An 18,575-nucleotide genomic window follows, 5' to 3' on the forward strand; every position below is an offset into this window, starting at 1 on the left:
TGCGGTCTTATTTAGCTTGGAGGGTGCAATGCGTCGATCTTTGATTATGGGGAATTGGAAAATGAACGGCTCTCGGGAAGAGGGGCAAAAGCTGGCGCAAGCCTTGGCCGACGGCCTTGGTAACGTCGAGCAAGAAGTTGCCGTGTGCGTTCCATTCGTCTACCTGTCAGATATCCGCACGATATTGGCGTCCTCGCCAATCGCCTTGGGTGCGCAAAATGTGGCGGACCAAGCGGCTGGCGCCTATACCGGTGAAGTATCCGCGGCGATGCTGGCCGATGTCGGCTGCAAATACGCTCTAGTCGGCCATTCCGAGCGCCGCAGCTACTACGGCGACACCAACGCATCCGTCGCCAAACGTTTCGCTCAAGCTTTGAGCAAAGGCGTGGTGCCGGTATTGTGCGTGGGTGAAACCCTGGAAGAGCGCGAGCAAGACAAAACCTTCCAAGTCGTCGACGAGCAATTGGACGCAGTGATTGCCGAAGCCGGCATCGAAGCGTTCGAAAAAGCGGTCATCGCTTACGAACCGGTGTGGGCGATCGGTACCGGCAAAGTCGCTACCGACGAGCAAGCGCAAGAAGTGCACCAGTACATTCGTAAACGCATCGCAGACAGAAATGCTGCCATTGCCGAGAAAGTACAAATTTTATACGGCGGTAGCGTCAAACCTGATAATGCCAAAGGTTTGTTTGCGCAGCCGGACATTGATGGCGGTTTGGTGGGCGGGGCATCTCTCGATGCCAAAGGCTTCCTGCAAATTTGCCATTCGGTTTAGTTCCATCCGATTAAGGTCTTTATGTTGTACCAAATTATAATAATTATTCATATCTTCCTGGGCATAGGCATCATTGGTTTGGTGTTGATGCAACAAGGAAAAGGCGCGGACGCCGGAGCAACTTTCGGCGGCGGCGCATCCGGTTCGGTGTTCGGCGCCCAGGGTTCCGCATCGTTCCTGTCCAGAACCACAGCAATTTTCGCGACCCTGTTTTTCATAACCAGCTTGGGTCTGGCGGTGATGGGCGGTTATCAAGGCAAAAAGACCGACATCGTTCTGGAATCGGCTCCGGCAGCGGCAGAACCCGCTAAGTCGGAACTGCCGTTACCGCAGAGCGCTGCCGAGGTTCCCGCTGCAGTGCCGGGCGTAGTCGACGCCAAAATCCCCGAAGCGCCGGCCATCAAAGAAGTCGAAAAACCGGCCGCGCAATAAGTGTTAATGCCGACGTGGTGAAATTGGTAGACACGCCATCTTGAGGGGGTGGTGACGCAAGTCGTGCCGGTTCAAGTCCGGCCGTCGGTACCAGATGAGAATGCACTGAGGTGCAAAGAAGTACAAAAACCCGCGAATCTTCCAGGTTCGCGGGTTTTTTATTGTCCAACGATGTGCAAAGAAATGCAGTAACAACTTGCAATTTTCGCAGTAACTTTTTCAGTAACACTGAATTGTAATGGTCAACAAAAACCGGACACCTGTTTAGACAGCGTCTTTCGAAAATTCCCGCTCCGATTCGCAGGGGATTTGATGGCCTAGCATTCAATGTGACTAGCGTTTATTGAGATAGCCGATCACGCTTAGTTTCGCTGCCTCTTGGTTTTTGATTTTCCTAGCTGACCATCTTGGTACACGAGCTATGCCATTTACACCAGCGCGATCATTCCGACGCCTTCTGGAACGAAGTGGACAAAGTCATGCCGGATTATGGCCGGCGTAAGGCATGGCTGCGTGATCGAGGGGTTGCCTTAGCGATTTAGTATGCGCCGGACCGGCCATAGCAAATGAATTGTCTATAATCAGGCTTGGCGAATTTATTTTACCGAGCTCCCATGTCCGACAATCACTCAAGCAAAGCCATTCTTTACGCTTTCTCCGCCAATTTGGCGATTGCGCTGACCAAGACCGCGGCCGCGGTTTGGACCGGGTCCGGTTCGCTGGTGGCCGAGGCGGTGCATTCGTTTGCCGATTGCGGTAACCAAGTGTTGCTGTTCATCGGCATGAAACGGGCGGTGAAGGAGCCGACCGCGCGCCATCCGATGGGCTACGGCCGCGAGTCCTATATCTGGTCGATGATGGTGGCGATTACCTTGTTCTCGGTCGGCGGTCTGTTTTCGATTTACGAGGGCATAGAGCGTCTGCACGACAACCATGCGGTGGAAAACGCCGAGATCGCGATCGGTATTCTGGCGGCTGCCGTGGTGATGGAGGCGCTTTCGCTGAAAGGCGCATTGGGGGCGATGCGCGGCGAACGGGGCGAGCGCAGTTTGTGGCGCTGGTTCCGCGAAACCCATTCCAGCGAGTTGATGGTGGTGATAGGCGAGGACTTGGCCGCCTTGCTCGGCCTGGTTCTCGCCGCCGGCATGCTGGGTTTGACGCTGCTGACCGGCGACGCGATTTACGACGCGATCGGCTCCATGCTGATCGGCGGCTTGCTGATTCTGGTGGCGCTGGCGGTGGGCCGCGAGGTACACGCCTTGCTGCTGGGCGAAACCGACCGCGAGATTCGCGATGCGGTGGTGGATTTTCTAAAACAGCAACCGGTCGTGGTTCAGGTGTTCAACGTTTGGGCTGTCAGTCATGGTAACGACGTGATGCTGGCGATCAAGGTCGAATTGTTGCCGGATTTGACCGTTTCGCAGGCCGTGTCGCTGAGCAACTCGTTGGAGAAGAACATCAAAGCCAGCCAGCCGCGGGTGAAATGGGTGTTTTTCGAAATCGATAACGCCGATTAACCGACTTTGGTTTCAAGTTTCGAAAGACCGTTTTTCGGCGAAGACCGTTTGCCAATCCTGCTCGAATTTGGCGACGGCGGCGTCGGTGGCCGGCACCTGCAACATCTGCCGGGCAATATCCGGCGGTAACGTGGCCGAATGCACGCCCAGCTTTAACACCTCCAAAACCTGGCGCACGTTCTTAAAGCTGGCGACCAACAGTTTTGCCGGCAGTCGGTAGCGCTCGACGAACTGCTGCAAATCGGCAACCACGCCGAGGCCGTCGCAGCCCAGGTTGTCGATCCGGTTCATATAGGGGGCCAGATAATCGGCGCCGTTCATTGCCGCCAAGATGCCCTGCTGCGCGTTGTAAATCGCCGTCGCCAGCACCGGAATGTCCAGTTGTTTCAAGCGTTTGATCGCGGTCAAACCGGCGGCGTGGGCCGGAATCTTGACCACGATGTCGTAGGGCAGCGCATGCAGGCGTTCGGCTTCGGCGACGATTTGGTCGGTGGTATTGCTCAGCACCTGCACATGCAGCCGGCAGGCCGGACCTAAAATATCGCTAACTGCCGGCAGCAGCGCAGTCAAACCCAAGCCGCCGGTCGCCATGATGCTGGGGTTGGTGGTAATGCCGGCCAGAGGCAGAGTCGCTGCTAGCGCCCGGATTTCGGAAATATCGGCGCTGTCCAGATAAAGTTCGTACATAGTGCTTGCCTAAAAATAACGTCAGGCCGGCGATTATTCAGAATGGCGGCGGCAAAGGCAACTAATGACCGGTTTTAAATGATTTAACCGCTCGTGCTGAGCTTGTCGAAGTACAACAGCCTTTCGACAGGCTCAAGGACCGACATTAAAACTTCACAAGGCCGGATCACTCATGCTTGGCGAGTGCCTGTTTGATTTTGTCGGCCAGGGCGGCGACGCCGCGTTCGGTGACTTTGCGGTGATTGCCTTTCAACTCGATATCGAATTGATAGGCCGCGGTTTCGGTGTTGACCTTGACCAAATCGCCGATTAAATACGAAAACAAAAAGCTGGGCTTGCTGTGCTGCCCGACCAGCACCCAGTCGGCGCCGGCCGCGCGGCCCAGTTTTGCCGCCTGGTCGGCGTAACGGAACAGGTAACCGAAGCCTGCATTCGCCGCGGCTTGCCGTTGCGGCGCAATCCTGACGATTTCAATGTCGCCACCCTGGCTTAAAGCCTGTTCCAGCAAGGGACGGATGCTGCCGGTGCGAGCCACTTCTGCCGGCGTATTCGGTAACGAGGTCAGGTCGTTGGCTTCGAAGTCCAAGATCGCCAGCCGTTGCGCGCTATGGCTGCAGGGGCTTAACAATATCCATGCGGCGCAGCAGAGCGGTCTCAACATGGCGCACCTCCGCTCAGGCCGCGGCCGCTGCGGCGCATTGGGCGCGGTACAGTTCCGCGAACTCTGTCATCCCCAAGCTGGCCACGATTTGGCCGGCATCGTCGAGAATTTCGTAGAACACGCCGCCGTCGCCGACTATTTGAAACAGCACGATGACATCGATTTCGCCACCGCCTTCGCGATGCGGTTCTTCCTTGGCCGGGCTGACCGTGTAACTGCCGGTGGCGCGAATTTCCTTCAACGAACCGTCAGGGTGGTACAAGCGGTGTTCGCCCTGGACGACAAAGGTCTTGTTCAATACTTTGTGGCGGTGCAGCACGATCTGGCGGTTCGCGGCAAATTTGAACAAAACATCGACGCTGCCGCGGGCTTCGTCCAAGTCCAGAATCGAATAGGTCAAATGTTCGAAGCCGGCCAGGGTTTGCCAGCGGATACGGCGGTCGTCGAATCGGTACGCGGTCATAGTGCTCTCCAATGGGGTTGCCGAAATAACGGTGGATAACTGCGGGCAAAGCTTAGCGGCGGCGCATCGGCCTGTAAGCCGAAATTTGCCCGGCGGATACGGGCAAATTGCCCGGCGTATGCGGCGGGCTTTGCCGGCGACGGTGCGGCTTTTAGAATGAAGCGACTTTTTGGTATCCGGACCGGCGGTATATGGCATTACATTGGCATTTGTTGATTCGAATCGTCCTGGCCGGCGGGTTGAGCTTGCTGGCAACGCTGACCTACGCCCTTTATCAAAGCCATAGCCTGGCGCAGCGGAACGCGGCGGAGGCGGCGGATGGCGTAGCGCGGCAGTTGGAAGCGCAATTGCTGTTGATTGATGCCGGCCTGGGGCGCGGCGGCAGCTTTCCGGATTTCGAGTTGTGGAAACAGGCCGGCGGCCAGGCCGGTACTTGTCTGGCCTACCAGCCGGAAACCGGCGGAACCCCGCGCAGCCTGTGTTACGGCGGCAAGCCGACGGCGCGGAATTGGCCGTCGGGTTTCGAGACCGCTTACCGCAGCCTGTTTCAGCCCGGTCTGCCGGTATCGCGCAGCATCCGCCGTCAGAGTGGGCAATTCGGCATGCTGACCTTCGCCACCAGCGCGGAAACCGAAATCGCCGCCGCCTGGCAGAACGTACGCGATCTTGCGACTTTGTCGGCGGTGACCCTGGCCGCGGTTTGCGCTTTGGTGTATTGGAGCGTGCGTCAGGCGTTGCGGCCGGCGCAAACCATCGTCCGCGGCTTGACTACGTTGGCGGCCGGCGATTTGGCGCACCGCTTGCCCGGATTTCAACTCGACGAATGGCGGCGGATCGGCATCGCGGTCAATGCCTTAGCCGAATCCCAGCAACAGTTACTGCAACAGCGGCGCCAACTGGCAGCGAAACTGATCCAACTGCAGGAAGACGAGCGCCGCTATTTGGCCCGCGAACTGCACGACGAATTCGGCCAATGTCTGGCCGGTATCAACGCGGTCGCCAGCTCGGTTAGATTCGGCGCTGCCGAACGGGCGCCGGATTTGGCGGCCGAGGCCGAACAAATCAATGAAATTGCCGGCGGCATGTTGCAGCGCTTGCGCGGCTTATTGCAACGGCTGCGGCCGGCCGAGCTGGAGCAGTTGGGGCTGGCGGCCAGTTTGCACAGCGCGGTCGCGGACTGGAATCGGCTCGCAGCCGGCAAGACCGCTTACCGCTTGCAGGTGGCCGGCGACTGCCGCCGCTTAACGGACGAGCAGGCGTTGGCTTTATTCAGAATTGCCCAGGAATGCCAGACCAATATCGTCAAACATGCCGCGGCGGAAAACGTGAGGCTGGCGTTGCAAATCGATGAAGGCCGGGCCTTGCTGCAGGTCGAGGACGACGGCGTGGCGCGCGAGTTGCCGCTTGCCGGCGGCGGCCTCGGCTTGCTTGGTATGCGCGAGCGGGTTGCGGCTTTGAATGGCGAACTCAGTCTGGCAATTGCCGAACCGCACGGTCTGCGGGTTGCGGTGAGCCTGCCGCTGGCCCCGGAGCCGGAAGCGCAATGATCGCCATCCTGTTGGTCGACGACCACGCCGTGGTTCGTGCCGGCTACCGGGCTTTGTTGACGAAACAGCCCGATTTGCAAGTCATTGCCGAAGCCGCGGATGCCGCCGAGGCTTACCGGAAATATCGGCAGCAGCCGGCGGATTTGGTGATTACCGATATTTCCTTGCCCGGCAGCAGCGGCTTGGAGTTGGTTGCCCGCTTGCGCCAGTTGCAGCCGGACGCCAAAGTTCTGGTATTCAGCATGCACCAAAATCCGCTTTTTGCCGAGCAGGCCTTGCGGGCCGGGGCCCTGGGGTATGTCAGTAAAAGTAGCCAGCCGGAGGAGTTGCTACGCGCGGTGCGCGAGGTATCTGCCGGACGCCACGTGTTGAGCGCCGATATCGCCCAGGCCATGGCTTTGGCAAAGTTGGGCGACGGCAGCCCGGCCTTGCGCAGTTTGACTGTACGCGAGTTCGAAATTTTGCGTTTGCTGGTGGCCGGCCATAGCGTCGAGGCCATCGCGGCGACTTTGCATATCAGTCCGAAAACGGTCTGCAATTGTCATTATTTAATCAAACGTAAACTTGGGGTTGGCAGCGACATCGAGATGACCCGTCTGGCCATTCAATGGCAGGTGCTGGATTTGGCGGAGCTGGCCGGCAAATAACGGTTTGTGCCGTTAAACCAAGCTCGGCGTCGCCCCGGCAGGGAAACAGGGCTCCCGCCAACGCGGGAGCCACGGTCGTTAAGGGCCGCTGTAACGGCTGTTCGATTTTCATCAATTCTTAATCTGTTCCTAATCGGGACTTCAATTACGCGCATTAGAATCCTTGGCAATGGAATTTTATATGGAGCGTTTTATGTTAAGAGCGGTAACTGTTGCATTCGCGGGATTATTGACTTGTTCGGCCGCATTTGCGGATGGCCACGGCCACGGGCACAAACACGGTCATCATAAACACCATCATCACGACCACTATGTCGAAGTGGAACGCGCCTACTATCCGGAACGCGTCGTCCAGTATGTGCCGGCCCCGCAACCGGCGCCACGCTACAACAGTTACGACCAGCGCTCCACCCAGGGTTTGGTCGGCGGTGCGTTGGGCAGCATGGCGGGTTACGAGATGAGCAAAGGCGATCCGTTGGGCGCGGGTATCGGTGCGGCGGCGGGTGCGTGGCTGGGTAACGGGATGAGCCGTTAGTTCTTTTGCTACGTTGGCAGTTTGTCGTCATGCCCGCCAAGCTAACCAAAGGGCACAAGCGCGGGCAGCCAGCGCCATGGACGGTCAGCGTCGATGCCTAAGATACGGAACTAGGCGAATCGGTTTTAGCGTGGCGGAATAGCCCAGGAGTCGGAATGTCGCACAGAGTATTGGCAGGGCGCTTGAAAGCCCGGAAAACCAAGAAAGAAACCCACGAGAGTTGCAGCAGGATAGAGCGGTTGTTGAATGCGTTGCTGTTTTTCATCGCCGTCTGCTACGGCTACTACGTATTGTCCTTCTCCCACCATCTGGTTTGATGTTGCGCTGCCCGTTCGTGGCGTTAGTCATCGAACGGGCCGGCCGGACTTAATCACTGTTTTTCCATGGTCTTAATGAAGGCGTCCGCTTCGTTAATCGACTTTTCCATTTCCACCACCAGCGCCGAGACGTCGGATTTAACCGAGTCCAACTGGCCTTTCAACGACGCGATGGCTTGGGCGTTCAGGTTGTGTTTCAAATAGAGCACCTGATCTCTGAACACGCTCAACACCGGTTCGATTTTGGTCTCCGCTTTCCGCATCGCCGTAATCAATTGCTGGTAATGGGCTTTGGTGGCCGTCAGCTTTTGCTGGCTGTCGCGACGCAGTTTTGGATTGCTGTACTGGCTTAACTCGGTTTCCCATTCACTGAACAACGCCGCGGATACGTCTTCGATATCCGCTATCCGCTTATTGACTTCAGCCGCTTTGCTGACGCTGGCTTCGTATTCGCCGTTCAACTTGTTATAGGTCGCTTCCAGATCGCCGCCTTTGAAGTTGGTGACGAAGGTGAATTGCTCCAGCGCCGATTTGAACTGTTGTTTGGTTTCTTCCTGGGTATCGCGGGCCTTTTCCACACGATGCACCATCACATCCCGCTTCGGAATGCCGATTTTTTCCAGGCCGCTGTAATAGACCTTGGAGCAGGCAGTGGCCGCCAGAAGCAGGCAGCATAAAAAGAGGCGTAAAAATTTCGGCATAAAAACTCCCGTTGAACTGGCTGGTCATTATAAGGCGGAGCAGTTGCCGGACAAGCGGAAATCGGGGGCGTTAGGGCCATACCGTTGAGTTAAGCCGTTATATCGACATGGCTGTAGGGAACCCCCGTTCCCACGCTACCGTTATACACATCCTTGTTTGTAACCGTCATTCCGGCAGGGATTGCCGGAATCCAGGCTGCAAGGATCGCTTGAAGCTGCCGTCCATGGCACTGGATGCCCGCGTCCTGCGGGCATGACGGCACTTGTGTATAACGATGAGCGCTTCCGCGTGGGAATGCGTAAGGTTGGGGTTGTTATTTTGGGCGGGTGCGGTTTGGGAATTACGTGTCGCTATCGCGACGGGTGTTTTAATGCCGGTTCGCGGACCGGCGACCGCGATACTTTCGTTACGAAAACCATCCCTGGTTTTCGCCCTCCGGGCCAGCCTATCGGCTGTTCAAATTCGTTCCGGACGAATTTGTGCTCCGCCAAAGAAAAGTATCCAAAAGAAAGGCGGCCCGGATGCCGCTTGTTTCCTGCGCGCCGAAGTTTTTGAATGGGGTTGACGGAAGGGGCTTCCTGCCCCTCCGTCAACGCGATGCATCCCTGCATCGCCCCTGCGGGCTATACCATCCAAAAACTCCGGTGCTCGGCGCGGCATACGGGAGGAACAGCGTCGCGGGCTTGAAAGGCTTTGAAGATTCTTTTGGGATTAGTGGAGTAGCTCCGAATAGCGAAGCGTATTCGGAGGAACGAGGGATATTCCAAACAGCGTTTGGACCATCTGCGAGAGTGCACACGTCCCAAATATTTGGCCAACATGCGTCCGATTACGCTACGCTAATCGGACCTACGAGCTGGAGAAAAACGATCCCGAAGTTTGCAGGACACTTTAGTTTTTATAAAAATGTAACCTCGATGGAGTGTAACGAAATCGAGGTTTTGTTGGCTTTGGTTATCCCGGATTTCGCTGCGCTTCATCCTGGCTACTTTCTCAATCAAAGGTTGATTACGTGAAAATTCCATTTTTTGATGCGTTGGCAAAAGGACAACGCCTTTTAATCGCTGGTGTTGGCGGCGGATTCGACATTGTCAGCGGTGTCCCCATTTACCTATATTTGCGCCGCCTTGGTAAGCAAGTGGCCATGGCCAATCTCTCTTTCACAGCGCTAGGTTTTTCTAAATGTGAAGAAATTAGCCCTGGCGCTTTTTTTGTTACCAAACAAGCTGCCGATTTGCCATATTTTCCAGAAAGACACATTTTGAATTGGTTGTCGTCTCGGGGAGAAGAGCCAGCAATGTATGCTTTTTCTAATGAAATGGGTGTCTTACCGTTAAGGAGTGCGTACGCCGAAATTGTCGAGCGCCATCAAATCGATACGCTGGTGCTGGTGGACGGCGGCACCGACAGCCTGATTTTTGGGGATGAACCAGGTATAGGAACAGTTGTTGAAGACGCGTGTTCAATGATTGCCGCCAGTGGCGTTGCCGTAAAACAAAGTTTTATGGCCGTGGTCGGCTTTGGAATAGATCATTTCCACGATGTTAACCACCATGCCTGTCTTGAGAATATTGCGACCCTAATCAAAGATGATGGCTATTTGGGTGCTTTTTCTCTAACTAAAGATATGTATGAGGGGAGGGGGTTCTTAGAATTGGTCGATTACCTCAATCAAAATATGCGCGTCCGACATTCTATCGTTACAAATTCGGTTGCTAGCGCAATGCAAGGTGAGTTTGGAGACCATCAAGTGACCAGTAGGACCAGTGGCAGCGAGTTGTTTATAAATCCATTAATGAGTTTGTATTGGACTTTTTCGTTACCTGCTGTGATAAGACGAATGGAGTTTGCTGCAAAAATTGAGAACAGCACTGAAATGGAAGAAGTTGCTAAATTGATCCGCTCTTTCAGGATAGGAAGTAGGATAAGGGTTCGTAAACGTATTCCATTATAAAAACTCGTAGCTTTGAATCAGATTGCGGGGTTGTACGTTGATACCGCGAGGGTTTCCCTCCCGTATGCCGCGCCGAGCACCGGAGCTTTTGAACGGATCAGCCCGTTAGGGGCGCCGCAGGGATGCGGCGCGTTGCCGAAGGGGCAGGAAGCCCCTTTCGGCGACCCCGTTCAAAAGCGAGGAGCGCAGGGAATAAGCGGCGTCCGGGTGTCTTTTCTTTTGGATACTTTTCTTTGGACAAGCAAAGAAAAGTATCGCGGTTGTCGGTCCGCGAACCGACATTAAAACAACCGTCGCGTTAGCGACACATAAACATCAAACGTTATACGGCGTAGAAATCCAATCCCTCAAGACCGCCTCGTCCCGTTCCGGCAAGTAGGCGAAATCCCCGGAAATGTCCTTGTACACCGATTCGGCGCTGTGGGTGGATACCAGCTTGCCTTTCAGCATGTAGAAAAACCAGGCGAAGGGGTAGCCGGCCTGGCGGTCGAAGCGGCTCAGCACGTTGCTGAGCGAGCTGCCTTTTTTGCCGGCGAAATCTTCCAGGTGCGGCAGGTGGTTTTTGTGGGTGTTGACGATTTCAACGTTAACGATTTGTTCGCCGAAGCGGCCGGTGTGGCGGTAAGGGCGGATGATCCAGTCCTCGCTCATCCGGTGTTTCTGGCCGGCGCTGCTGCGGTTCCAGTCGTCCATGAAGCGTTGCGCCGGATGTTCGCCGGGGTGGCGTTCGTTGATCACTTCCATGAACAGCCTGACGTCGGTCTTGCGCCGGTAGGTGTAGCGGGAGTGGCCGAAGCCGTAGCTTTCGATGCAGAACGGCTGGATCGGGTCGATCAGCTCTTCCAGGTCGGCCGGCGGATTGGTTTCGTCGATCAGCATCCGGTCCGAGACTTCGTGGGTTTTGTCGATTTCGATCAAGGTAAAGTCTTCGGCCTTGTCGCCGGTTTGCACGACGAAATACAGGGTCTTGCCGGTCTGGCGGGTGGCGATCAACTGCAACTCGAGCGCGTGGTCGATCAGGGTTTGCAGATTCTGGCCGCACTCCAGGTAGGTGCGTTCGGCCCACTCGATGATGTCGTTGGCGATGCGGGAGCCGTTCATGTCGACCACGCCGCCCAGCTTGTACCACTCGTCGCCGGTCAGGGCCAGATGAATCGGGTAATCCGGCACCAGTGCCTGCAATTTGCTGAGCAGCAGGTCGTCGGTTTGCCCCGGAATGACTTTTTTACAGCAGTCGGTGATGTCTTGTCCGGCAAGATTGAGTTTGGCTTCAGTCATGATCGGCTTCTGGAGTAGAGGTTGATTGTAAACGTTGCCGCACCAGTTCGCGCACGTCCGGTTCCGGGTCGTCCGCCAGCGCGACCAGTTCGGCCGGATCGGCCTTCAGCGCCGCGGTATAGCGCACTACCCAGTCGCTATCGTGCAGTAGCAGCGCCGCATTGTCGGCCGGCATGCGTTCGGCGACGATGCGGCGCACGTCCGGCGCCGGGTCGTTGGTCATCAGGCCCAGGCTGACTTCCGGCAGGCGTTCCGCGACCCGCTTGCGCACTTGCAAATCCTCGTCCTTGATGAAGCGGAACAGCCGGCCCGGCGGCAGGCGCTTGGCGACGGTGAGGCGGACGATGTAATCCGGATCGTCCGCCAGCCGTTCCAGATTGTCGGCGTCGATCCGATCGGCCACGGTCATCCGCACTTCGCGATCCGGGTCGTCGATCAGCGCCGCCAGTTGTTGCGCGGGCAGGCGGAAGGCGACGGCGCGGCGTACCACCTCGTCCTCGTCTGCGATCAGCGGCAACAAGGCTTTCAGCGGCGAGTAACGCACGGCGATGGCGCGGCGCTCCCAGAATTTATCGCGCAGAAAATTGACTGCGTACACCGGGTTGACGCGGAAGAAGCGGTCGATTTGGCGGCCGCTTTGGGCGGCAACGCAGGTATCGCCGGGCATGCAGCGGCCCATCAGCAAGGTTTTGCCGCGGAACGGGCAAATGCTGCAATCGGCGATCGGTAGGCTGACGGGACGGTCCGCGTCGCTCATGCCGCCTCCCTATTCGGGAATGACTTCGGCGATGACGATGCCTGACGCGTGTTCGTAGTTACGGGTCAGACACAGGCAATGTTCGCGGCCGTCGACCAGATACAGATTAAAGCCGCTGCCTTCCAGCAACGGTTCGTGGTTGGGAATGTCGTCTTCCATGCAATAGGTGAAGTGGATGCCCGGAAATTCGCCGCGCAATTCGGTGACTACGCTTTCGCTCAGCGTGGTGCCGTTGATGCGGTCAGCAATGGTTTGCAGTTGGTCTGGACTGATCATCTTTAAGATTCCTGTTCGAAACAAATGCGTGGTGCCGGGGCAATCCCCATCGATTTGGCCAGCCATGGCGGCGGGGTTTGGCTCAGCACGCTTTGCAGTTGGTGGATGACTTGGTTGATCGCTTCGCCTTGCTCGGTTTTAATCGGGTGCAGGCCGTACTTGATGATTTTGGCGGCGGCCGGCCCGCCGATCGAGGCCACATACAGCACGCGGCAATCGGCGATCAATTGCCCGCGGTAGGCGTTTTTGTCGTCGTGGCGGCGTTGGGCGTCGCTATCGACGCTGCGGATATCGATCAAACGCGCTTCGCTAGCCGAAACCTGATACACCAGGAATTGGCGGCAAGAGCCGAAATGGCCCACGACTTGTTGCGGATCGTCGCTGCCCACGGCTACCAGGATGGAGCCGGGCAGGTCGGCCAAGCGCGGTTGCGGCGCCGGACTGGCGTGCGCTGTCGGGCTTTGCAAGAGCGTCAGCGCGGTGCGCACCGAATCGGCATCGGTTTTTACACCGAAATTGCCGAGCGCTTGATGCAATTGCGCTTCGCCGAGTTGGGCGAGCTTCGTTTCGTCAAGCACGGGGCCGGCGCAGGCGCGCAACACCGAGACGAACAATTTCGGCGAGGTATCGGGCAGGGCGCGTGCGGCCAACCCGATCCTGAGAGCCAGTTCCCGGCTTAAGCTCGACCGGTCCATCGCTCTACGCCGCTAGCGGCAGAATGCAATTGTCGATCGGGCAGACTTTGACGCATTGCGGTTCGTCGTAATCGCCGTTGCACTCGGTACAGGTTTTTTTGTTGATTTCAAAGACGATGGCGCCTTCCTTGATCGAATCGGTCGGGCACACCGGCAGGCAATCGCCACAGGAAATACACTCTTCGGCTACGATGTAAAGGGACATGGCTTTATTCCTCCGCTAAACGTTTCGCTTGTAACGTGGTCGGGATTTTCGGTGCCGGGGACAGCGGTTCGAAGTAGTATTTCGAGCCGTCGCCGAGCATAACTTCGCCGCCCCATTTGTCGGCGGTATCGAACTCGAGGGATTCTATGGTTTCTTCCAAGTCTTTTTTGGCAATGTAGAACAACAGCTTACCGTCTTCGCGCTTTCTAAGCATGACGCTGGGCATGGGGATTCTCCTTTGGGATAGCGTGAGGCGGGCAATTGCCCGCCTGGCAGGAATGGCGGTGGGCGCCTGGCGGCGCCCACCCTACGCGCTTCGATCTTAGCGGATCAAGTCGTAGTTGTAGTCGGTAGTGCCCATGCCTTTGGTTTCTTTGTCCAACTGCTCCAGAACCGCATTGACCAGGGTGGTCAGCACATACATGCCGCCTTCGTAACCCAGGGTGGTCATGCGGTGCAAGTGGTGGCGATCGAAGATCGGGAAACCGATGCGGATCAGCGGCACTTCGAACTCTTCACCTTTGTAGAAGGTGTCGCGTTGGATGAATTTGCCGTAGCTGTTGCCGATCATGAAGTCCGGTTTGTTGGTGAACATCAAGGAACGGAAGTGCCACAAGTCGCGACCGATATGTACCGTGGCATTTTGGCCGTAAGGAGATTCGGCCAGGATAGCTTCGCAGGCTTTTTTCCAACGTTTGTTGGCGTGGTTAACCAGCACGTCGCTGACTTCGGCACCGAATTCCAGCAGCATTTTGGTCATGCCCAAGGCAAAGTCGGCGTCGCCGTACAGCGCGAATTTTTTGCCGTGCAGCCAGGCGTGCGAGTCGGTGATCATGTCCACGTAACGACCGCGCTCTTTTTCCAACGATTCAGGAATGGCTTTGCCGCTCAGTTCGGAGATTTTCATCAGGAATGCGTCGGTCCATTCCAAGCCCATCGGAATGTTCAGTTTCGGTACGTCGTGATTCCAAGTGGTTTCGGCGAACTTCTTGGTTTTTTCCAATTGCCAGGGTTGCAGCAGCACGGTGGTAATCGCGTTCGGCGCATCCTTGATTTCGTCCATGGTGGTGCCGCCGGAATACATCCGGAAAGTACCGTCGGCCGGAGTATCCAATACTTCGGTCGGATCGCTGAGCAGGGTATAGCCCACGCCCATTTCTTTCATCATCCGGTGGATGATGCGGTAGTTGCCCAAATACGTTTCGAAACCGGGTACAAAATTGATTTTACCGTTTTTGCCTGGCTCTTTGCCTTCCATGCTTTTCAGCGTGAAGTAACGCGCCATGCCTTCGAACATGTTGTCCCAGCCGGTGGTGTGGCTACCCACGAAGCTTGGGGTGTGAGCAAACGGTACCGGGAAGTCCTGGTCGACGTGGCCTTCTTTTTTGGCGTTGTTGATAAACGCGTTCAAGTCGTCGCCGATAACTTCCGCCATACAGGTGGTCGATACCGCGATGATGTCCGGTTTGTACAAGGCTTTGGCGTTTTCCAGGCCGGCGAACATGTTTTTCTGACCGCCGAATACCGCCGCATCTTCGGTCATGGAGTCGGATACGCAAGATACCGGCTCTTTGAAGTGACGGTTGAAGTAAGTCCGGAAGTAAGCGACGCAACCTTGCGAACCGTGCACGTACGGCATGGTTTTTTCGAAGCCCAGTGCGCACAGTACCGCGCCCAGAGGTTGGCAGGCTTTAGCCGGGTTGATCGTGATCGCTTCGCGGCTGAAGTTCAGTTCTTGGTATTCCTGGGTGGTGGTCCATTGGAATACTTCGTCGATTTGATCTTGCGGATGACGTTCTTCGTACATCGCGCGCTTGTTGGCAAGATTTTCCTTGTATTCGTCGGTACGGAATAAAGGATAACTCGGTTGGATATTGTCGACTTGTTGGCTCATGATAATCTCCTAAACGCGCCACTAATCTGTGGTCCGGCGTTGAATGGATTGGGTCTGGAGGGTGGTTGCCGTTTCGACGTCCACCCATCGATCTGGGAAGGTGAACGCGATACCGCGTCCACCCTGCCGATTAAGCAACCGCTTTTACCGCTTCGCTTTCGGATTCGGCTTTTTTCCAGGGCACCTGGATTTGTTTCCAGCAAGGGTTGTTCAGGGTCATATCCATATCGCGGGCGAAGATGGCGAAACCGTCATAGCCGTGGTATGGGCCTGAATAATCCCAAGAGTGCATTTGCCGGAATGGGATACCCATTTTTTGGAAAATGTACTTTTCCTTGATGCCGGAACCGACCAAGTCGGGTTTGACCTTTTTCACGAATTCTTCGAATTCGTAGCCGGTGACGTCGTCGTACAACAAGGTGGCATTGCCCATTTCCTTGATGGTACGGTCGTAGTCATCGTTGTGACCGAATTCGTAACCGGTACCGACCACTTCCATACCCAAGTCTTCGTAAGCACCGATGACGTGGCGTGGACGCAAGCCGCCGATGTACAACATGACTTTTTTGCCTTGCAGACGTGGTTTGTACTTGGCGATAACCGCTTCATACTCGGCTTGGTAACGAGCGATCACGCGTTCTGCGCCTTCTTTGATGGTGTCATCGAAGTGAGCGGCGATTTTGCGCAAGCTCTCGGCGATTTTGGTCGGGCCGAAGAAGTTGTACTCGATCCAGGGAATGCTGTACTTTTCTTCCATGTGCCGGGCGATGTAGTTCATCGAACGGTAGCAGTGGATCAGGTTCAGTTTCACTTTCGGGGTTTTTTCGATCTCGGCGATGGTACCGTCGCCGGACCATTGCGCAACGACGCGCAGACCCATTTCTTCCAACAAAGTCCGTGAAGCCCAAGCGTCACCACCGATGTTGTAGTCGCCGATTACCGCGACATCGTACGGAGTGGTCGGGAAGCTATCGTCGCCGTCGCGTTTGTCCAATACCCAGTCGCGAATCGCGTCGTTGGCGATATGGTGGCCCAGAGATTGGGATACGCCGCGGAAACCTTCGCAACGCACCGGCACCACGGTTTTACCGATGTCTTTGGCTTTGTTTTTGGATACGGCTTCGATGTCGTCGCCGATAAGACCGATCGGGCACTCGGATTGCACGGAAATACCTTTGTGCAATGGGAATAAAGCTTCGATCTCGTCGATACATTTGGCCAGTTTTTTGTCGCCGCCGAAGACGATGTCTTTCTCTTGGAAATCCGAAGTGAAGTTCATCGTACCGAAGGTGTTGACACCGGTGGTACCGACGTAATAGTTACGGCGGCCGGCGCGGGAATATTGGCCGCAGCCGACAGGACCGTGGGAAATGTGGATCATGTCCTTGATCGGACCCCAAACCACACCCTTGGAACCGGCATACGCGCAACCACGGATGGTCATCACGCCCGGCAAGGATTTACGGTTTGAAGTAATGCATTTATTGGATTTTTCCAAGCTTTGATCGTTTACCGCCAAGTGCTTGGCGCGGTCTTTCTTGGCTTTCTCAGGATAGACTTCCAGCACTTCTGCGATCAGCGCTTCAGTCTCTTCTCTTGTCATGGCAGCCATGATGTTTTCCTCCTAATGTCGTGGGCAATCCCCCAACAGACAGTTTTTGGGAACAGATAGGGTGGCGGGCGGTCAACCGCCCGCCGGTTTCTAGCTAGACTTATTCTTCAGCAGCGGTTTTGCCGACCAAAGTTTCGTCTTCTTCTTCCATCAGACCGAAGTTCATCAACAACTCTTCCAACTCGTCCATGCTGATCGGAGTAGGGATCACCAGGTTTTTGTTGTGCAGAACTTTTTGAGCCAAGGCGCGGTATTCGTCGGCTTGTTTGGCGGTCGGTTCGTACTCGATAACGGTCATACGACGGATTTCGGCGCGTTGTACGACGTTGTCGCGCGGTACGAAATGGATCATTTGAGTGCCCATTTGTCTTGCCAATTCTTCGATCAGTTCGTCTTCACGAGCTGTTTGACGAGAGTTGCAGATCAAACCGGCCAAACGGACGCCGCCTGAGTTGGCGTATTTAACGATACCTTTGGCGATGTTGTTGGCAGCGTACATCGCCATCATCTCGCCTGAGCATACGATGTAAATTTCTTGCGCTTTGTTTTCGCGGATAGGCATCGCGAAACCGCCGCAAACAACGTCACCCAATACGTCGTAGAACACGAAGTCCAGTTCGTCGTCGTAAGCACCTTCTTCTTCCAAGAAGTTGATCGCGGTGATAACACCACGGCCGGCGCAACCGACTCCTGGCTCTGGACCGCCTGATTCAACGCATTTGACGTCGCCGTAGCCGACTTTCAACACGTCTTCCAATTCCAAGTCCTCGACGCTACCGGCTTCGGCAGCCAAGTGCATGATGGTGGTTTGAGCTTTTGAGTGCAGGATCAAGCGAGTAGAATCGGCTTTAGGGTCGCAGCCGACGATCATCACTTTTTTACCGGCTTCCGCCAGAGCGGCAACCAGGTTTTGGGTAGTGGTCGATTTACCGATACCACCTTTACCGTAAATAGCACATTGACGTAGTTTCGCCATGGTCTTCTCCTCTTGAGTGGGTGTTGTTAATAACAACCTGATAAGAGCAATGGCCGTGCCAATGTGGTATTTGTTTTTATCTTGTTGATTTTAAATGATAAAAAATTCGGATTTTCCGGTTTGGCATGGTGGGGTTGGCAACATTGTTTGTAGGGTCTTGTTATTTAACCAACATAAAAAGCGGGGTTTTTGGCGGGAGAGGTCAGTCGGGATGTTTGATTGGTTGGTCGATGGTTGTTGAGAGAATCTAAACCGTTAGGCGTCGCGGACCGTGAATTTTGAGTTTGTTAGGCTTCTCAAGCGTTAGATTTGCTGCCGGTATTGCCTCCCCCACAGTTTTTTATGCCGGTTGCCGGTCATGCAGCGCCCGTTCCAGCGTATCTAGTACAAAGCCGGATGATGGCATGGACTCCACCCCATCCCACGCGGTGTCATACTGCGCCAGAGAATTTAAACGGAGCGACGAGGAGTCCGAAATGAATAGTAACGTGGTGGGTCTGGATACGGCAAAAAGCATTTTTCATCTGTACAGCCAGGCGGCGAACGACAGGCCGGTGAAAAAGAAACTGAGACGGGCAGAGATGCTGAGCTATTTCGCCAACTTGCCGGTTAGTCTGATTGGCCTAGAAGCTTGTGGCGGCGCTC

At 55.7% G+C, this 18,575-nt stretch carries 22 protein-coding genes and 1 tRNA gene; 10 read left to right on the forward strand and 13 right to left on the reverse strand.

Going from position 1 to position 18,575, the window contains the following annotated elements; translation table 11 throughout:
* Positions 1–28 precede the first annotated feature (28 nt).
* The 5 genes from tpiA (at position 29) to C2U68_RS07020 (ending at position 2,724) form a co-directional block, all read left to right on the forward strand.
* On the forward strand, positions 29–775 hold the full coding sequence (tpiA, locus tag C2U68_RS07000) for a triose-phosphate isomerase (protein ID WP_140911792.1): 747 nt from the start codon (positions 29–31) through the stop codon (positions 773–775).
* A 21-nt stretch (positions 776–796) separates the two neighbouring features.
* Complete coding sequence (gene secG / locus C2U68_RS07005) at positions 797–1,207, forward strand: preprotein translocase subunit SecG (protein WP_140911793.1); 411 nt, start codon at positions 797–799, stop codon at positions 1,205–1,207.
* Positions 1,208–1,215: 8 nt separating this feature from the next.
* Positions 1,216–1,300 (forward strand) — tRNA-Leu (locus C2U68_RS07010).
* A 314-nt stretch (positions 1,301–1,614) separates the two neighbouring features.
* The gene (locus C2U68_RS21760; RefSeq protein ID WP_222101878.1) at positions 1,615–1,749 is read left to right on the forward strand and encodes a M48 family metallopeptidase; all 135 of its coding nucleotides are present in this window, start codon (positions 1,615–1,617) and stop codon (positions 1,747–1,749) included.
* Between the two features lie 72 nt (positions 1,750–1,821).
* Positions 1,822–2,724: a cation diffusion facilitator family transporter gene (locus tag C2U68_RS07020; protein WP_140911794.1), complete on the forward strand. Its 903-nt coding sequence runs from the start codon at positions 1,822–1,824 to the stop codon at positions 2,722–2,724.
* A gap of 12 nt (positions 2,725–2,736) precedes the next feature.
* On the opposite strand, the gene C2U68_RS07025 is transcribed toward C2U68_RS07020, so the two are convergent.
* From C2U68_RS07025 to C2U68_RS07035, 3 genes are all read right to left on the reverse strand, one after another.
* Positions 2,737–3,411 carry a transaldolase family protein gene (locus tag C2U68_RS07025; RefSeq protein ID WP_140911795.1) on the reverse strand — a complete coding sequence of 225 codons (675 nt, stop codon included), beginning with the start codon at positions 3,409–3,411 and terminating at the stop codon, positions 2,737–2,739.
* A 166-nt stretch (positions 3,412–3,577) separates the two neighbouring features.
* Positions 3,578–4,072, reverse strand: a complete 495-nt coding sequence (locus C2U68_RS07030) for a DUF2380 domain-containing protein (protein ID WP_140911796.1) — start codon at positions 4,070–4,072, stop codon at positions 3,578–3,580.
* Between the two features lie 13 nt (positions 4,073–4,085).
* Positions 4,086–4,535 (reverse strand): cupin domain-containing protein, encoded by a 450-nt coding sequence (locus tag C2U68_RS07035; protein ID WP_140911797.1) that lies wholly within the window; start codon positions 4,533–4,535, stop codon positions 4,086–4,088.
* Between the two features lie 191 nt (positions 4,536–4,726).
* Here C2U68_RS07035 and C2U68_RS07040 point away from each other — a divergent pair, with 191 nt between their 5' ends.
* The 4 genes from C2U68_RS07040 (at position 4,727) to C2U68_RS21130 (ending at position 7,581) form a co-directional block, all read left to right on the forward strand.
* Positions 4,727–6,082, forward strand: coding sequence for a histidine kinase (locus C2U68_RS07040; RefSeq protein ID WP_140911798.1), 1,356 nt, complete (start codon positions 4,727–4,729; stop codon positions 6,080–6,082).
* A complete protein-coding gene (locus C2U68_RS07045; protein WP_140911799.1) occupies positions 6,079–6,729 on the forward strand; it encodes a response regulator transcription factor in 651 nt (216 codons plus the stop codon). Before C2U68_RS07040 ends, C2U68_RS07045 begins: the two co-directional genes overlap by 4 nt.
* A gap of 193 nt (positions 6,730–6,922) precedes the next feature.
* Positions 6,923–7,264 (forward strand): hypothetical protein, encoded by a 342-nt coding sequence (locus C2U68_RS07050; protein WP_140911800.1) that lies wholly within the window; start codon positions 6,923–6,925, stop codon positions 7,262–7,264.
* A 155-nt stretch (positions 7,265–7,419) separates the two neighbouring features.
* Positions 7,420–7,581: a hypothetical protein gene (locus C2U68_RS21130; protein WP_186289522.1), complete on the forward strand. Its 162-nt coding sequence runs from the start codon at positions 7,420–7,422 to the stop codon at positions 7,579–7,581.
* Between the two features lie 53 nt (positions 7,582–7,634).
* Here the strand turns inward: C2U68_RS21130 and C2U68_RS07055 are convergent, their stop codons facing one another.
* A complete protein-coding gene (locus tag C2U68_RS07055) occupies positions 7,635–8,282 on the reverse strand; it encodes a DUF2959 domain-containing protein (RefSeq protein WP_140911801.1) in 648 nt (215 codons plus the stop codon).
* Positions 8,283–9,295: 1,013 nt separating this feature from the next.
* On the opposite strand from C2U68_RS07055, the gene C2U68_RS07065 reads away from it, so the two are divergent.
* Positions 9,296–10,237 carry a DUF1152 domain-containing protein gene (locus C2U68_RS07065; protein ID WP_140911802.1) on the forward strand — a complete coding sequence of 314 codons (942 nt, stop codon included), beginning with the start codon at positions 9,296–9,298 and terminating at the stop codon, positions 10,235–10,237.
* Positions 10,238–10,552: 315 nt separating this feature from the next.
* Here the strand turns inward: C2U68_RS07065 and C2U68_RS07070 are convergent, their stop codons facing one another.
* From C2U68_RS07070 to nifH, 9 genes are all read right to left on the reverse strand, one after another.
* Positions 10,553–11,515 carry a hypothetical protein gene (locus tag C2U68_RS07070; protein ID WP_140911803.1) on the reverse strand — a complete coding sequence of 321 codons (963 nt, stop codon included), beginning with the start codon at positions 11,513–11,515 and terminating at the stop codon, positions 10,553–10,555.
* Positions 11,508–12,272, reverse strand: coding sequence for a 4Fe4S-binding leucine-rich repeat protein (locus C2U68_RS07075; RefSeq protein ID WP_140911804.1), 765 nt, complete (start codon positions 12,270–12,272; stop codon positions 11,508–11,510). Before C2U68_RS07075 ends, C2U68_RS07070 begins: the two co-directional genes overlap by 8 nt.
* 9 nt (positions 12,273–12,281) lie before the next feature.
* Positions 12,282–12,548: a DUF6129 family protein gene (locus C2U68_RS07080; protein ID WP_140911805.1), complete on the reverse strand. Its 267-nt coding sequence runs from the start codon at positions 12,546–12,548 to the stop codon at positions 12,282–12,284.
* Between the two features lie 2 nt (positions 12,549–12,550).
* Complete coding sequence (locus tag C2U68_RS07085) at positions 12,551–13,243, reverse strand: NifB/NifX family molybdenum-iron cluster-binding protein (protein ID WP_140911806.1); 693 nt, start codon at positions 13,241–13,243, stop codon at positions 12,551–12,553.
* 4 nt (positions 13,244–13,247) lie between these two features.
* Positions 13,248–13,448: a 4Fe-4S binding protein gene (locus tag C2U68_RS07090; protein ID WP_140911807.1), complete on the reverse strand. Its 201-nt coding sequence runs from the start codon at positions 13,446–13,448 to the stop codon at positions 13,248–13,250.
* A 4-nt stretch (positions 13,449–13,452) separates the two neighbouring features.
* The gene (gene nifT, locus C2U68_RS07095; protein ID WP_140911808.1) at positions 13,453–13,674 is read right to left on the reverse strand and encodes a putative nitrogen fixation protein NifT; all 222 of its coding nucleotides are present in this window, start codon (positions 13,672–13,674) and stop codon (positions 13,453–13,455) included.
* A gap of 96 nt (positions 13,675–13,770) precedes the next feature.
* Positions 13,771–15,342 (reverse strand): nitrogenase molybdenum-iron protein subunit beta, encoded by a 1,572-nt coding sequence (gene nifK, locus C2U68_RS07100; protein ID WP_140911809.1) that lies wholly within the window; start codon positions 15,340–15,342, stop codon positions 13,771–13,773.
* Positions 15,343–15,472: 130 nt separating this feature from the next.
* Positions 15,473–16,954 (reverse strand): nitrogenase molybdenum-iron protein alpha chain, encoded by a 1,482-nt coding sequence (gene nifD, locus C2U68_RS07105; RefSeq protein WP_140911810.1) that lies wholly within the window; start codon positions 16,952–16,954, stop codon positions 15,473–15,475.
* A 100-nt stretch (positions 16,955–17,054) separates the two neighbouring features.
* Positions 17,055–17,930, reverse strand: a complete 876-nt coding sequence (gene nifH, locus C2U68_RS07110; RefSeq protein WP_140911811.1) for a nitrogenase iron protein — start codon at positions 17,928–17,930, stop codon at positions 17,055–17,057.
* Between the last annotated feature and the right edge of the window lie 645 nt (positions 17,931–18,575).

It is taken from the genome of Methylomonas koyamae, from assembly GCF_006483455.1.
Classification (GTDB): domain Bacteria; phylum Pseudomonadota; class Gammaproteobacteria; order Methylococcales; family Methylomonadaceae; genus Methylomonas; species Methylomonas koyamae_B.